Genomic DNA, 15,000 nt, shown 5'->3' on the forward strand with positions numbered 1-15,000 from the left:
ATTAACAAACTGTAATTGCAACGGGAAATAGTCTGCTTAGAATTTCAAAGTCAGATTGGCAAGATAACGCGCTGGACTCTGCGGTGTTAAACGGACAGACCAGGCTTTTTCGCTGGTCAGGTTATCAACTTTAACCCCGATTCTGAAACGGCGCTGATCATAAAAGACAGTGGCATCAAACATAGTATATCCAGGGATAATCACTTTAGAAGTTTTGGTATTAGTTTGATAAGATGAACTTCCCGAGTTACCCCCAAAACCAGCTCCAAAACCTTTTAAGGCGCCTTGAGGGAATTTGTAGCTCATCCAGAAATTGATCATTTTATCAGGGCCTGACAAAGCTGGTCTTAAACCTTCGGTGTCCGGACTTCCTCCAACTGCTTTACTATCATTATAAGCATAACCAGCAATAATATTGAATCCCGGAAATGGATTTGCGGTCAGTTCAAATTCTACCCCCCTGCTTTTTTGATCCCCATCCTGAATACTATAAGTATTATTCGTTAAATCAGGACGAACAATATCTTTTACTTTGATATCATAATAGCTGATTGTACCTACTAATTTATGATCAAAAATATCTCCCTTAACTCCCATCTCTATCTGATTTGCTTGTTCTGGTTTAACCATATCTCCGTTAATCTTAGTCCCGTTTTTATTGGTAAAGGAGTTCATGTAACTACCGAATAGAGAAACACGATCTTTAACTACCTGGTAAACCAATCCTAATTTAGGGGAAAGTGCGGTTTGACCGAAAGCTCCGGTATTAACATCTGTAGCAACTACGGTTGTCCCATCAGCCTGATAACGGTCTAAACGAAGACTTACCATTGCTAAAAGCCTTTCACTCACATTAAAAACATCCGATGCATAAACAGCATAGCTGTTATCTGCATTCGCTTCATTTCTTATTTTTCCGGCTTTAGTTGGTGCAAGGTCATCAATAATCTTTTTGCTGATTCCAGCGTTATTACCAGGATTAACAAAGTTAACTTTTGGTCCTGTTACCTGAACTCTATCAAAAGTATTGGTATTGTTATAGAAATCAAGACCAACTACCAACCGGTTGCGGTGTGATCCGATTTTGAAGTCTCCTATAAAGTTTTGCTGAATGTCTGTTGCAATAAATGAAGTATAACCCCTCATCACCAAAGCACTCAGTTCGGTATCCGATACGCCGTTCAGCGCTGAAATATATCCTCTGATTGCAGTGCTTGACCTGGACATGACAGTTTGTGAGGTCCAGTTTTCAGACATTTTATAGTTAAATTGTGCAAATATGTTAACCATCTGCGTTCTGTAGGCCAGGTCATTATTTCCAAACAACTTGTCGTAAGGAAACCCCATATCTCTGATATTCTGCACCTTCACAACCTTAGAAGCTGGATCTGTCTTTGTGTAAGGGTTAAAACGAACAACAGATGTTCCTTCAGCCTGTCCATATTCCACATCAAAGAGCATAGAAAGTTTGTCTGTAATCTGATAAGACAGGCTTGGTACAACACTAAAGCTTTTGGTATATCCTGCGTCCTGAAAGTTGTTTTCATAAGTGCCTGCACCGTTTAAACGAAACAATACAGTTTTTTCTGCATTTAATGGTGTATTGATATCAAAGGCCATTCGTTTATAATCCCAGCTACCGCCAAATATGGAAACCTCACCCCCTACTCCATTGTAAGGTTTTTTGGTTACCCGATTAAATAAGCCACCATAACTGGACAGGTTATTTCCGAACAGTGTAGCCGAAGGGCCTTTAATAGCTTCTATACGCTCCAGGTTGGCGGGATCTATCGCAGTATAAGCAAAACCAGCAACCCCATTTCTCACCATCGGTTCAGTTTCAAAACCGCGGGAGCGGAAGGTTACTCTTCCCTGATTCGCGAGCATTGGGATTCCTGAGCCTGGAACATTTTTAGAAATACTGCCCAGATCAACGGCTAATTGTTCTTGAATAAGCTCTTTGGGAATAGAAATATAAACTTGTGGATTTTCCAGGTTCTTCAAAGGAAGGCGTGCTGAATAAACGCTTTCTTTCTTGGAAAACTTATTCGATGTGCCACCGATGATCACTTCTTGCAGGGCCTGAACATTTTCTTTACTTAATTGATAATCGGCTTTTATGGTTTGTCCGGCGAGAACTGTTACAATCAGGTCTTTTTGAGCGGCGCCCAGCATCTGAATTCTAATCGTATGTTTTCCAGCACTTACCTTATTAAAAGAGTAACCACCGTGCTCATCAGTCAGTGTGTGTTTAGCAATGTCAATTAAAGAAACTGAAATTGAGCCGGCAGGTTGACCATCTACGAGCAAAACCTGTCCAGATATATTTCCTGTTTTTTGCGTTGTTTGACTTTTTTGGGAGAAAGCGGTATAAAAACCAAATATTAAAAGTGCAGTAAGTAAGAATTTCATCAAATATTAGGGTATGTAAGTGTAATAATAACACCAGCAAAGATATACATTATCTGTAATCAGTCTAAATACACTTTAGATAATCTCTCTCTTTGTAGTCAAGAAAAATTGAGTCCCGATTCTTGTAATTTCAGTGGAAGATTTTGTGAACTGGGTAGGCTGAGACAGAATTCAAGCAGCTATAAATTGATCTTTACAGCATTAAAAGAGAGCTGAACTATTTATATAAGGAGACCTGCACATGAATCTTAAAGCAAGCACAACATCATCGATAAGAAAAATATATGATTTGATTAAACTGGCACCAGTTATCTTATTGGGCTTAGTTGTATTACTAAGTTGTGGATTGATATTTTTATAAAGATTAATCCGTTATAAATGACATTTATAGCGGTGCTTACCCTATTTTTGTATAAATGTCAACTACGAGTTACAAATCTTTCAGGCTATATGGATATCCGAGTTTTGGTTTAATCCTGATCCTGTTATTTTTCTTGATTAATCCCTACGAGCGTTCAATTCATAGTTGGAGACAGTTCTCCTTTTTAGATTTTATTTTCGTAGACGTGCTGTTAACGATGTCTTATGCGGCCTTGCTATTTGAGACGGGTATACAATTAACGTTAAGATTAAACAAGAAATTACCCTGGGAAAGAAAAATCATGACCAGATTTGTAGTGCAATTTCTTTTGCATATCTCACTGGTTTCTATTACCCTTATTCCCATTTTCCAAATTGAGCTTCCCAGTAAGTTTACGGCCGATCAGTTGTTGTTCCGCCAGATCATTATTTTCAGCTTTATCTTTTCTTTATTAGCCACAGCTGTATTTGCTGCTGAACATTTTTTCCATAAGTGGAAAGATACCCAGCTGGAAACTTCTATCATGCGGCAAAATGCAACGCAGGCACAGTTGGATGCGTTAAAACTTCAATTAGATCCGCATTTTCTATTCAATAACTTAAGTACACTGGCTTCACTAATTCCAGATAATCCTGCCTTATCAGTTGATTATGTGATCAAATTATCATCGATTTACAGATATATGCTGGCTAACCGGCCACAAAATATCATTTCTATCAAAGCCGAGCTTGAATTTATCCACGCTTATTTATTTTTATACCAGACCAGATATGGTGAAGCGATACAGGTCAATCTTTCTAATCTGGAAGAGTTAAGTAATAGAGGCATCGCTCCTTTAACGCTTCAACTACTTATTGAAAATGCGATTAAGCATAATTCCTTCTCCCTGGAATCTCCATTAAAAATTGACATCTATGCTATGGAAAATAAATGGATAGTGGTGAGAAACAACAAATCCCTTAAAGTCTCCAAAGAACCAGGCTCACAACTGGGTTTGAAGAATATTCGGGAACGATACTTGCTATTAGGTGACGGAATACCAGTAATTAATACGGAAGAACATTATTTTGAGGTCAAAATACCTTTGTTATTAACTAATAAACAGTAATATTTTGCCGCAATGGTGTCTTTTTATTGAATTTAAGCTAAATTATAGAATTACAAACCAAACATGCTGAGCGTTTTAATTATAGAAGATGAGATTCCCAATGCGGTCAGATTAAAAGAAATGCTGATCAAAATAGATGATACTATCCAAATTGCTGGCCAGCTGCAAACAATCCGGGCTAGTATACAATGGCTGAATGATAATGACCATCCTGATTTAATTTGCATGGATATCCGTTTAACGGATGGGCTAAGTTTTGAGATTTTCAACCAGGTCCAAATCCAGTCACAAGTTATCTTTATAACTGCTTATGATGAATATGCGCTCCGGGCTTTTGAAGTCAATGGAATCGATTACCTTTTAAAACCAATGGAAGCATATAAACTCGAAAACAGTATCCGTAAAGTTAAAAATATGATCGGCAAAGCAGACCATTCAGGAATGCAGGAAATCCTGCAGAAAATTGAAATTAAAGCGCATGTTTACCGTTCCCGCTTTTTAGTCGCCTACCGCGATATGTTTGTGCCTGTTATCACAACAGAGATCGCTTATTTCACTTCAGAAAATAAAAAGAATTACCTGACTACGCACCAGGGTCAGCATTATATGATTGAAGAAACATTGGAAGAGCTGGAACAAGCGTTAAATCCACAGGACTTCTTCAGGATCAGCAGACAATATATTGTGTCCGTCAAATCCATTCATAAAATCTATCAGTCTTTTAATGGTAAACTGAAAATTGAACTGATCCCCGCAAATGAGGCACCTGTTTTGGTGAGCCGGGATAAATCAGTAAGTTTAAAAAAATGGTTAAATAGTTCTTTTTAAAATCGGCGAATGCACGCGTTTATTATCACATTATCAATTCTTCTGCTTTCTTTTACTCTACTATCAATTGTTAAACACGATTACTGGACTTTCCGGATTTTCGACTATCCAAGGTTACAAAAGCTGGTACTTTCTATCATTTGTTTATTCCTGATTATCTTTTTTTACCATGGACAACTGCTATACTACTGGTTGCTGATTGGCTTAATCACGCTGAATATTGGCTATCTTTTTAAACAAATTGTCCCCTTCACTCCTCTGGGGAAAAAGCAGGTGATCCGTGTAACAAGCCCTATTCCAGCGCAGAGCCTGAGTATTATGATTGCTAATGTTTATCAGGACAATACCAATTCAAATGGATGCCTGCGGGAAATACAGAAAAATGATCCAGATCTTGTACTCCTGCTGGAAACTAACCACCGCTGGGATACCGAAACAAGGGAGCTGGAAAAAAAATATAAGTTTCATATTCGTGTACCACTGGAAAACACCTATGGCATGCTCCTGTATTCCAAATTGGAATTGACAGATTCAGAAGTTCTTTATCTCGTAGAAAAAGATATTCCGTCTATTCATACCGGTGTTATGCTTAAAAATGGAATGCGGATTCAATTGTATGCTTTACACCCAACTCCACCTGTACCTAACGAAAACCCAAGGTCAACAGAAAGGGATCAGGAATTGCTGCTCACTGCAGATCTTGCGCAGAAAAGTAAAGATCCCGTGATTGTTATTGGAGATATGAACGATGTGGCCTGGAGTTATACAACGGAACTATTTTTAAAGATGAGTGGCTTGTTAGATCCAAGAAGAGGAAGAGGGTTTTTCAATTCCTTTCATGCACATTATCCAATCATGCGTTTTCCACTCGACCATGCTTTTATCTCCACAGACTTTAAGTTAAAGCAAATCAAACGCCTGGCAAATTTTGATTCTGATCATTTTCCGATTTATATTGAGCTACAATATGAGCAAAAAGCTTCCCTTCAGCAAGAAGCGATGGAGCCCGATGCTGAAGATATAGCGGCCGCAGCAGAAAAGAAAGCATATATTACCAGTGATTAAGCGAAAATAAACTGTATATGGAATCTAATGATGTAAAAATATCCCGTAAGAAACCTATTTTCCCAGTTACACCTGCTTTGCAGAAATACCTGAGAACTTATCAGCGTGATTCAAAACTTCCGATTACTTATAATGATTTGTTAATCTTTGACGAAGCTTATCCGATTATGGATAAATATGGAAAGGATTCACTTTGGGAAGGGCCTATTTATCCCGCAGACCGGATTGAGCAGCTACATAATGGTTTGAAGGTTATTTACGCCAATCTAAAAGCATCCGGTAATCTCCGTATCGTACAGCACAAGTACATTGAGAAAATTGAATACTGCACCTTTGGGAATACACATCCTTTCCGGATTAAAATTGTAAACCGTTTGAACGATGTGTATGACTACTTTTATGTTAAAAAAGCTGATGCATCACGGATTTATGGGCTGGAACTGGAAGAAATCCTGTCTCCAAATCAGGTCAATTATCTTGTGGATGGAGAAACTTTGATTGAAGAACATGTGGCTGGAATACCAGGAGATGTTTTCGCAAAGATGTATTTACATAATCCAGAGTACAACCCTACACGGATCGCAAAGGAATTCGTAAAATTCAACGAACGCTGTTTAGTCATGTTATTAGGTGATATGCGGGCTTATAATTTTGTAGTACAGATCACGCCAGATTTTGACGACATACAGTTCAGAATCAGGGCTATTGACTTTGATCAGCAATTTTATGAGGGAAATATCAAAGTATATCTTGCGCAGTTCTTTAAAGAGAACCTACCTTATGTAAAGATGTGTATGGAGCAATTATCTGATAAGACCTTTCTGCAATATCAGCAGGAAGAGAAGTCTTCGATACTACATCGCGTTCGCAGTGAGCGGCATCGTTTAACAGATTTACGGGATGTATCCAATACGGAGATATTAACCACACCAGAAAACATAGCATCTTTGAAAAAAGGAATGTCAGAGCATTTTGCAGACCTGAATTATTTAAGCTGTAATACCATGACTGATATCGTAGAATTGAATATCAAGAATATCATCAGGCAGGTGAAATTATAAGCAATATATTTTAACCGGCAAACGGTTAAAATTACATGTAAATTAATCATATTTACATATGATATTACAATCAGGCACTGTTTTGTGGGTTTTTGACCACGATTTCCCTAATTTTTCAATGCTCGCTAAAGTGGGTATATTATTTTCAGGAGTAAACCCATTACACACTGGTGCGGGTACGATCAGTCTTACCCCTGACCAGCTAAAATTAATATCAGCTGATAGTGAACTGATCATTCCACTAAAAGATATTACCCAGATTTATATGGGTTTTGATGAGGTTTACAAGGCCATGTATGTAAAAAGCCTCGGCACTTTCTGGCAGCCACTGAGAATAATTTACACTCAGGATGAGGAGACAATGGTTATTTATCTGGTAATCGATCTGGATTATTTATCATCCTCGAATGCTGCCTGGTTTGAGTTATTAAAAGAAATGCTTTCCTAACTTAAGAATGGTTTGAATCCAGTACCAACTTGCTCCATCCCCCTTCCCCACTGGCCTTTAATTCTTTTTTGCGTTCTTCCAGGATCTTCTGCATTTTACTATTATAGGCCCAGCATGTACTTTGTCTGATGAGCAATAATCCAGAAAGTTTATGAGAAGAAATCTTCCCTTTGGTAGAATACACGAGAAAAAGCATATAAAAAGCTTTATTAATCGGAATCTTGCTATTTTGGAAAATGGTATAGGCAATTACGGATTCATCATAGCCACATTTTGTACACCTTCTGCTATAGGGTAAGAAACCGGCAAGAAAAAACGTATTTGTACACTTACGGCACGCGTATCCATTTGCCCATTTCAGCTCAGAAAGATATTTAAAACAGGTTTCTCTATCTGGATAAATCTTACTGAACTCCGCAAAATCAACATGGTCTGACATGACTCTTGCTTTGGTTACCTTCTCAATATTCAAATGCAGCTCCTGATTATCCTTTTCCAGCATCGAATTCATTAAGGAGATTTCTTCATTTTGTTTCTCAATAATGGAAGCTTTTAAACTAACTTCTTGTGTGCGTTCATCAACCAGCGTGGACAGTTCTTTATTCAAGGTATCTTTGAGGCTTTCATTTACTTGTAATTGATGGATCATTCTTTTTTGCACCTCATTTTCATTTTTACGTAAGGTGCGCACACTTTCCCCGATAGCAAAAGAAACCAGGATCATCTCAAATATAAAGCAGAAGCTCAGACTATAATAAGTAAAGGGTCCATATGGCATCCATGACACATTGAGTAACAATAAAATCTTAATAAAAAAGCCAATCACCAGAAATGAATAACCAATCACAAAAAACATAGCTGGACGGTAATGGTTCTTCAAAATATAGATACCAGTTCCGTAAGCGACCAGCAACGGGATCAGTTCTACCAGTTTATAACTAAATAACTGCTTATTAAACAAGCAGATTATAAAAAACAAGCTGCGCAAGCTGATAACCCAAATAATTAACCGATAAAGCCTGGGGGCTTTAGCCTTGACACCGAGAAAATTAAGTGTAAACATCAACGCAAAAACACTACTTAAAAACAAAGCCAGGCCAATACCATATTCATTCCATAAAGGCCAGTTTGGCCAGAGATATTGAAATGCAATACCATCAATGCTCATTTCGTATAAACCGATACTCAGGTTATACAATACATAATAGAGGTATTGCATTTGCCTGACCGCAAAAAACATGAGCAGATTATACAAACTGAAGACAATAACCATCCCATAGAACAGTCCGAAGATCAGGTATTCATTCAATGCATATTTTACGAACCAGCGGATATCCCTTAAGACTATAATAGCGCTTACGGATTGTGAAGATTTGATCCTTACGTAATAAGTTAATGTTGCGTCTGTGTTGTTATTGAGTTCATAAATGAAGTTTTTGTGCTGATATTCTCTTTGACGAAATGGATAAGCAGTCCCAGAATAATAAGCTTGATAATGACCATTGTTATTGGGCACGAACAGGCTAAAATGATTAATTGACTGATCAAAAAATTCAAGTACCCAATTTTTAGCAGATGCGCTGGAATGCTTAATCTTAAATCTGTACCAATAAGCAGAGGTTAGATGATAGTTCTTCGGTGTATACTTAGTATTGGTAATGAATTTTGACTGAATAGCCGGCTTTAAAACATCCTGCAATGTTAAAGCGTTAGTGCTATCTTCCAAACACTCAATTTCTCCGTAAGAAAAAATATAATGAGGGACTTTATCTTGAATAGCGATGACCTTTTGTGCATAAGACAGTTGAATCGTCAGCATCAAAAATAAACACATGACCATAAGGATTCTAACCAAATGGCCTGTAAAAAAGATAAAAACAGGTTTAGTCATTAAAAATTGTAAAGATGTTAATCACAGGATGACTAAATATAATCAATTGCAATGAACAATTTAACAATCAAATAACTGGCCCGGTAAATGAAAGCCGGGCCAGTTGAGTGCACTAATTGATTTTATTCACCACTAAATTATCGTAATAGATATAATCTGTAGTATTAGCTTTCCATTCTTCCTGACTTCCACCTCTGAAAGTATGGAATGTAAGCTTATTGATTAATCTTTGACTATCATTTGTAGTCCAGCGGATATCATTATCCAGAATGGTTTGTCCATTGATAATAATTTGTGCATGTCCGTTTGTGCTTGAGCCAGTATTGCTTTTCACATACATATGGACATGGTACCAAACCCCTTTTTGAAGCGATCCGCTTGCTGGGAAACGTTTAGTATAAGTATCTCCAAACTTAGTAGGCTGATCTTTATGATAAACATAAGGCTGAAAGAATACCCGGTCTGCACTTGGTGAATACCACATTAACCGGAGGGTTCCGCCATTTCCGTCCCATCCTGGATCTCCACCAGTATTTCCTTCACCGATAGCAAAGCCAAAACCAATCTTTCCACCCCTGCTAAAATTGAAATTGCTGTGAAATTTCACATCATAGTCTACTTCGTAAGCAGTTCCCTGGTTTAAATTCACATTTCCAATCAACCCTCCAGCTCCTGATAAGGCATTTGGCAATAAAGTAACCCTTAAACCATTAGACCCATCTTTTCCATTGGTAACAAACGCTCTTGATTCTTGCCATCCAGAGATATTTCCAAAATCTGCAGCTGCTTGTGAATTGGTATAAGTTGAACCGTTAGTTCTGTTTTCCCAGTTCAGATTGATATCACTATTTACGGCATTCACTGCTGTTGTTGGAATCTCCTGATCTTTGTTTCCCGATTCGTTTGTATTGACGTCTTTTTTACAAGCCGCCCCGAATAAAACTGCCAGCAAAACGATACTGGCCATTAACTGTTTTTTGTTAGTCTGTTTTTTCATTGGATAAATATTTGGTTTATAATTTGGTTGCTATAAATTTAAAGGAGTTTTATTGACATAAGCAAGAAAATTATTTTACAATAATCTGTATATCAAATAATTAAAAAATAATTGATACGCTATAAATCATAGATTCCTTAACATAATTATTGCCTTTATCCCACTGTAACCACTTTGGTTGCTTTCTTCTCCTAATGCTGATACGCTTACACCACAAAAAAATATTTATTCTTTTTTTCAATCGGCGGGCAATTGCCTTCAAGGGATTAAAAAAAAGCCAGCGAATGTGAGCTGCGGGTTTATTCTTAAACTTATTATTTGATATATTCGGCCATCAATCAGTCCAAAAGACTATTTATCAAATTCGAATACCTAAAACATCTTACATAAATACCTTTATGAAAAAAATCAATAACCTTTATTGGATGGCAGCGTTATGCCTGCTATTTAGCTGTACCAAACAAAAAATTAATGTTCAACCTGAGGGTTCCTCATCTGCACAAAATGCAAAACTGACACAGTCCTCACCGATTGGTGACGTAGTTGGTAAAATTACCGTCGGCTACCAGGGTTGGTTTGCTTGTATCGGGGATGGGTCACCAATTAATGCCTGGTGGCATTGGGCGCCAAATGCTTCACAGCAGCCATCAAATAGCAACAATGGTATCAAATCCTGGCCAGATATGCGGGAGTATACAGCTTCTTATCAAACGGGTTTTTCTAACCTGGGAAATGGACAGCAGGCCAGGCTATTCTCTTCTTACAGCGATCAGACTATCGATCTCCATTTCAAATGGATGGAACAAAATGGCATCGATGCCGCAGCTTTACAAAGATTCAATCCCAATGGTTGGGAAGGCCCGATCAGGGACGCTATTACGAATAAAGTCAAAATCGCAGCCGAAGCGCATAACCGCAAATTTTACATCATGTACGATGTAAGCGGCTGGACAGAAATGCAGGCTGAAATCAAAGCAGACTGGACTTCAAAAATGTCGGCTTATACAGCTTCACCGGCCTATGCTAAACAAAACGGCAAACCAGTAGTTTGTATCTGGGGATTTGGATTTGACGACAACAACCATCCCTGGTCTGCAGCTGTATGTTTAGAGGTTATCAATTGGTTCAAAGCAAAAGGTTGTTATGTGATTGGCGGAGTACCAGCGCACTGGAGGGAAGAAAACAGCGATTCCCGTCCTGACTTCCTTCAGGCTTATAAAGCTCTGAATATGATTTCTCCATGGATGGTAGGAAGAATTGGCAATGTGAATGATTCTGATAACTTTTATAACAATAATAATGTACCTGACCAGGCTTATTGTAACGCAAATGGTATCGATTATCAGCCATGCGTACTACCGGGAGATCTACAGGAAAGACAACGTGCGCACGGTGATTTTATGTGGCGTCAGTTTTATAACATGATTAAAGCGGGTTGCCAGGGGATATATATTTCTATGTTTGATGAATATAATGAAGGGAATCAAATTGCTAAAACTGCAGAGAATGCCGCTATGGTTCCTTCAGGTGGTAATTTCCTCGCGCTCAATGAAGATGGCGTAAATTGTTCTGCTGATTATTACCTGAGATTAACCAATGATGGTGGCAGAATGCTGAAAGGTCAGCTTCCCCTAACTGCTGTCAGGCCCACTGAACCTGTTATTGGCGGTGGTACGGTGGGCGGAATTCCATTTGATCAGACAATTAGCCTTAAGGGATCTAATAACCTGTTTATAACTACCGGTGGCAGTATCCAGAATATGCTTTGCAACCACAGTACAGCTGGCGTTACGGAGCATTTTACAGTCGTTAATGCAGGCAATGGCAAGGTTGCGTTAAAGAACGGCGATAAATATGTGTCTTCAGAGAATGGGACAGCGCCAATTAGTTGCAGCCGTAACTCTATAGGCATATGGGAGCAGTTTGACTGGATTAAGAATGGTAATGGAACGGTATCATTACGCGGAAATAACGGCAAATTTATTTCTACAGAGAACGGAACACAAGCCATGAACTGCAATCGGGATTCGGCAGGAATCTGGGAACAGTTCAATTATAATTAACATAAATTACCACAGAAGGAGCAAGACGCCCTTCTGTGGTTTTTATCAAATTAATAGTTTTTATGGATCCTGCCATTATAAACATCATCCCAGGTAATATACGGATAGAGGTTATATTTCTTAGCTTGGACCTCAAATAAAGCCTTCAGCTCTTCCAGTTTCTCCGGGTATTTTTTAGCCAGGTTGATCCGTTCGTTAAAATCCTCTTTGAGGTTATACAATTCCCAAACCTCCTCTTTATAGTTTTTCGGAATTCCCTCTTTATTATTCGCTACATCAATCAAATCAGGGTGATAAGGTAAAGCAGCCTTCCACCCATCATTGTAAATTGACCTTGCGCCAAAAATATAATAATGCTGAACAAGATGTCTTGCCGGCGCTTTTGCATCATTGAAAGAATAAACCAGAGAAGTGCCCTGGATAGAATCTTGCTTAATTCCTCTGATATATTCAGGAGCTTTAATTCCTGTATACTCTAAAGTAGTTGGTAAAAGATCAATCACATGGCTGTATTGCGTACGGATACTCCCTTTATCTTTAATCCCTTTTGGATAATAAACGATCAATGGATTACGTGTACCTCCTTCAGAATCAGCATCCTGTTTCCATTGTTTAAAAGGGGTATTTAAGGCCTGTGCCCAGCCCAAAGGATAATTTCCCTGGATCGCGTCTGGCGTTCCGATTTCATTGATGACCTCTGTATTGTGTTTCAGGGATTCTTGTAAAGTCAGTTTTGCGGAAGCATTGCGCGGCAAGTCAATCGTTCCGTTCAAAGTCCCCTCTTTACTAGCGCCATTGTCACCAATAATTACAAAGACCACTGTATTTTCAAGCTGTTTTATTTCTTTCAAATGGTTGATCAGCCTGCCAACTTCATGATCTGTATAAGTTAAATAACCCGCGTAAACTTCCATAAAACGGGTGTATAGTTTCCGTTCCTGGTCAGTTAGCTTGTTCCATGCTTTGATATTCTGATTACGCTCCGGCAATACTGCATTTGCAGGAATAATACCTAATTTCTTTTGTCTGTTGAATACTTCTTCTCTGAATACATCCCAGCCTTTGTCAAACTTACCTTTATACAGATCGCTCCATTGTGTGGCTACCTGATGAGGGGAATGTGTTGCACCGGGTGCGTAATACAAGAAGAAAGGTTTACCAGATCTGGCCCGTTGCTGCCTGTCAATAAAGCTGATCGCTTTGTCTGTGATTTGTTCATTCAAATGTCTTCCATCTGGCTTAACGTGCGCGTTATCTTCTACTAAATCAGGCTTATACTGATCAGTAGCTGAACCTAGAAAGCCGAAGAAATGATCAAAACCTTTTCCCAGTGGCCATCTGTCAAACGGCCCGGCATCTGATGCATCTTCATCCGGGGTCAACCCATATTTTCCAACTGCAAATGTATTATATCCGCTTTCCCGAAGAATCTCGGCTACAGTTCCTTTATCCGATGGAATCCTGCCATCGTAACCTGGAAAACCAGCCGACATTGCGATATGAGAAAAACCACCTTCATGAACTGAATGACTATTCCGGCCAGTTAACAGTGCGGAACGTGTGGGGGCACAAATTGCTGTGGTGTGGAAATTAGTATACCTTAATCCTTCATTAGCCAAAGTATCAAAAGTAGGTGTATTGATAATTCCTCCCAAGGTACTGGTAGCGCCGAAACCGACATCATCCAGGAGTACCCATAACACGTTTGGCGCACCCTTTGGGGCAGTTTGTGGCTTGGTCCACGACTCTTTCGATTCGGCCAGGGTCCTGCCGGTTACCCCTTTAAAAACCTCTTGTTGCTGGGTAATATTCTGCGCATACCCAACCGTATAACCCAGCCCGGTCATGATGGTAACCAAAGCAATAATTCGTTTCTTACTCATGTCTTTTGGTATTTATGATTTTTTCTATTTCTGCTGTCGATGATAATCCTGCTTTTTTCCAAACTTGTTTTCCGCCTTGATACAAGACCAGGGTCGGCAATTGACTAACCTTTAATTCCCTAAGCAACAAAACATTATCATAAGCTTCAATGCGAACTACTTTAGTTTTAAAATCTTGTTTCTTTTCTAAAGAATCCAATACTGGAATCAGTTTTTTACAAGCACCGCAATATTTAGAACCAAAGTCAACTAAAACTAATCCAGAAGATCCAGTCAGCGTTTTAAACTGCGCTGATGATAGCGAAAGCCCTTTTTCAGTTGTACTGACGATAGGATACCCTGAACCAATCCAGTTGGCAATCCCACCAGGTAGCACATGCACTTCTTTAAAACCTTTGGATCTTAGTTCTTTTGCTACCGATACACTTCGTCCATTCCCTATAGAATAAACAAAAACGGGCCTGTCCTTAATGAGTGCATCCACTGCTTTTGCATACGCCGTTGATGCGGGATCAATGTTAACTGCTCCCTTTAAATGATTCTGAGTGAACTCTTCAGCAGTTCTGGCGTCTACGATTTGTGCATTGGTCACTTTAGATTTGACTGCAAATCCGGCCAGTGTTAAAAAAGATTCCTTTGTACCGGATGCAGCTACTGCATTAACTTGCTGATTTTCAACTTTCTGTACTTCAACTTGCTGAGCTTTAACTTGTTGTACTTTAAATTGTTGACCTTTAACTTGCTGATTTTCAACCTGCTGTACTTCAACTTGCTGTACTTCAACCTGCTGTACTTCAACCTGCTGAGCTTTAACTTGCTGCGCCTTAACCATTCCCGATACCGAAATGAGTACGATTAAAATAAGATGTTTTATCTGTTTCAT

At 38.8% G+C, this 15,000-nt stretch carries 11 protein-coding genes; 6 read left to right on the top strand and 5 right to left on the bottom strand.

All coding sequences use genetic code 11. The annotated features are described in order from the left end of the window. Positions 1-36: 36 nt before the first annotated feature. On the bottom strand, positions 37-2,412 hold the full coding sequence (locus ABIB30_RS03625) for a TonB-dependent receptor domain-containing protein (RefSeq protein WP_354299391.1): 2,376 nt from the start codon (positions 2,410-2,412) through the stop codon (positions 37-39). A 416-nt stretch (positions 2,413-2,828) separates the two neighbouring features. Here ABIB30_RS03625 and ABIB30_RS03630 point away from each other — a divergent pair, with 416 nt between their 5' ends. The 5 genes from ABIB30_RS03630 to ABIB30_RS03650 all read left to right on the top strand — a co-directional run bounded on the left by ABIB30_RS03630 (position 2,829) and on the right by ABIB30_RS03650 (position 7,283). Beyond that, the gene (locus ABIB30_RS03630) at positions 2,829-3,881 is read left to right on the top strand and encodes a sensor histidine kinase (RefSeq protein WP_354299392.1); all 1,053 of its coding nucleotides are present in this window, start codon (positions 2,829-2,831) and stop codon (positions 3,879-3,881) included. A gap of 63 nt (positions 3,882-3,944) precedes the next feature. Beyond that, positions 3,945-4,709 (top strand): LytR/AlgR family response regulator transcription factor, encoded by a 765-nt coding sequence (locus tag ABIB30_RS03635; RefSeq protein ID WP_354299393.1) that lies wholly within the window; start codon positions 3,945-3,947, stop codon positions 4,707-4,709. Positions 4,710-4,718: 9 nt separating this feature from the next. Further along, positions 4,719-5,774 carry an endonuclease/exonuclease/phosphatase family protein gene (locus ABIB30_RS03640; protein ID WP_354299394.1) on the top strand — a complete coding sequence of 352 codons (1,056 nt, stop codon included), beginning with the start codon at positions 4,719-4,721 and terminating at the stop codon, positions 5,772-5,774. A gap of 17 nt (positions 5,775-5,791) precedes the next feature. Further along, positions 5,792-6,835, top strand: coding sequence for a hypothetical protein (locus ABIB30_RS03645; protein ID WP_354299395.1), 1,044 nt, complete (start codon positions 5,792-5,794; stop codon positions 6,833-6,835). A gap of 58 nt (positions 6,836-6,893) precedes the next feature. Beyond that, on the top strand, positions 6,894-7,283 hold the full coding sequence (locus ABIB30_RS03650) for a hypothetical protein (RefSeq protein WP_354299396.1): 390 nt from the start codon (positions 6,894-6,896) through the stop codon (positions 7,281-7,283). Between the two features lies 1 nt (position 7,284). On the opposite strand, the gene ABIB30_RS03655 is transcribed toward ABIB30_RS03650, so the two are convergent. Continuing rightward, entirely contained in the window at positions 7,285-9,174 is a 1,890-nt protein-coding gene (locus tag ABIB30_RS03655) for a 7TMR-DISM family protein (RefSeq protein WP_354299397.1), read from the bottom strand. Between the two features lie 112 nt (positions 9,175-9,286). Then, positions 9,287-10,171, bottom strand: a complete 885-nt coding sequence (locus tag ABIB30_RS03660; protein WP_354299398.1) for a polysaccharide lyase — start codon at positions 10,169-10,171, stop codon at positions 9,287-9,289. Between the two features lie 398 nt (positions 10,172-10,569). Here ABIB30_RS03660 and ABIB30_RS03665 point away from each other — a divergent pair, with 398 nt between their 5' ends. Beyond that, positions 10,570-12,234: a hypothetical protein gene (locus ABIB30_RS03665; protein ID WP_354299399.1), complete on the top strand. Its 1,665-nt coding sequence runs from the start codon at positions 10,570-10,572 to the stop codon at positions 12,232-12,234. 50 nt (positions 12,235-12,284) lie between these two features. On the opposite strand, the gene ABIB30_RS03670 is transcribed toward ABIB30_RS03665, so the two are convergent. Further along, complete coding sequence (locus tag ABIB30_RS03670) at positions 12,285-14,117, bottom strand: arylsulfatase (RefSeq protein ID WP_354299400.1); 1,833 nt, start codon at positions 14,115-14,117, stop codon at positions 12,285-12,287. After that, positions 14,110-15,000: a rhodanese-like domain-containing protein gene (locus ABIB30_RS03675; RefSeq protein WP_354299401.1), complete on the bottom strand. Its 891-nt coding sequence runs from the start codon at positions 14,998-15,000 to the stop codon at positions 14,110-14,112. Before ABIB30_RS03675 ends, ABIB30_RS03670 begins: the two co-directional genes overlap by 8 nt.

The organism is Pedobacter sp. UYP1 (assembly GCF_040547305.1).
GTDB lineage: Bacteria > Bacteroidota > Bacteroidia > Sphingobacteriales > Sphingobacteriaceae > Pedobacter.

Coding starts and splice junctions, on each gene's coding strand:
- ABIB30_RS03625 (WP_354299391.1), bottom strand. CDS start 2,412: ATGAAATTCTTACTTACTGCACTTTTAATATTTGGTTTTTATACCGCT.
- ABIB30_RS03630 (WP_354299392.1), top strand. CDS start 2,829: ATGTCAACTACGAGTTACAAATCTTTCAGGCTATATGGATATCCGAGT.
- ABIB30_RS03635 (WP_354299393.1), top strand. CDS start 3,945: ATGCTGAGCGTTTTAATTATAGAAGATGAGATTCCCAATGCGGTCAGA.
- ABIB30_RS03640 (WP_354299394.1), top strand. CDS start 4,719: ATGCACGCGTTTATTATCACATTATCAATTCTTCTGCTTTCTTTTACT.
- ABIB30_RS03645 (WP_354299395.1), top strand. CDS start 5,792: ATGGAATCTAATGATGTAAAAATATCCCGTAAGAAACCTATTTTCCCA.
- ABIB30_RS03650 (WP_354299396.1), top strand. CDS start 6,894: ATGATATTACAATCAGGCACTGTTTTGTGGGTTTTTGACCACGATTTC.
- ABIB30_RS03655 (WP_354299397.1), bottom strand. CDS start 9,174: ATGACTAAACCTGTTTTTATCTTTTTTACAGGCCATTTGGTTAGAATC.
- ABIB30_RS03660 (WP_354299398.1), bottom strand. CDS start 10,171: ATGAAAAAACAGACTAACAAAAAACAGTTAATGGCCAGTATCGTTTTG.
- ABIB30_RS03665 (WP_354299399.1), top strand. CDS start 10,570: ATGAAAAAAATCAATAACCTTTATTGGATGGCAGCGTTATGCCTGCTA.
- ABIB30_RS03670 (WP_354299400.1), bottom strand. CDS start 14,117: ATGAGTAAGAAACGAATTATTGCTTTGGTTACCATCATGACCGGGCTG.
- ABIB30_RS03675 (WP_354299401.1), bottom strand. CDS start 15,000: ATGAAACAGATAAAACATCTTATTTTAATCGTACTCATTTCGGTATCG.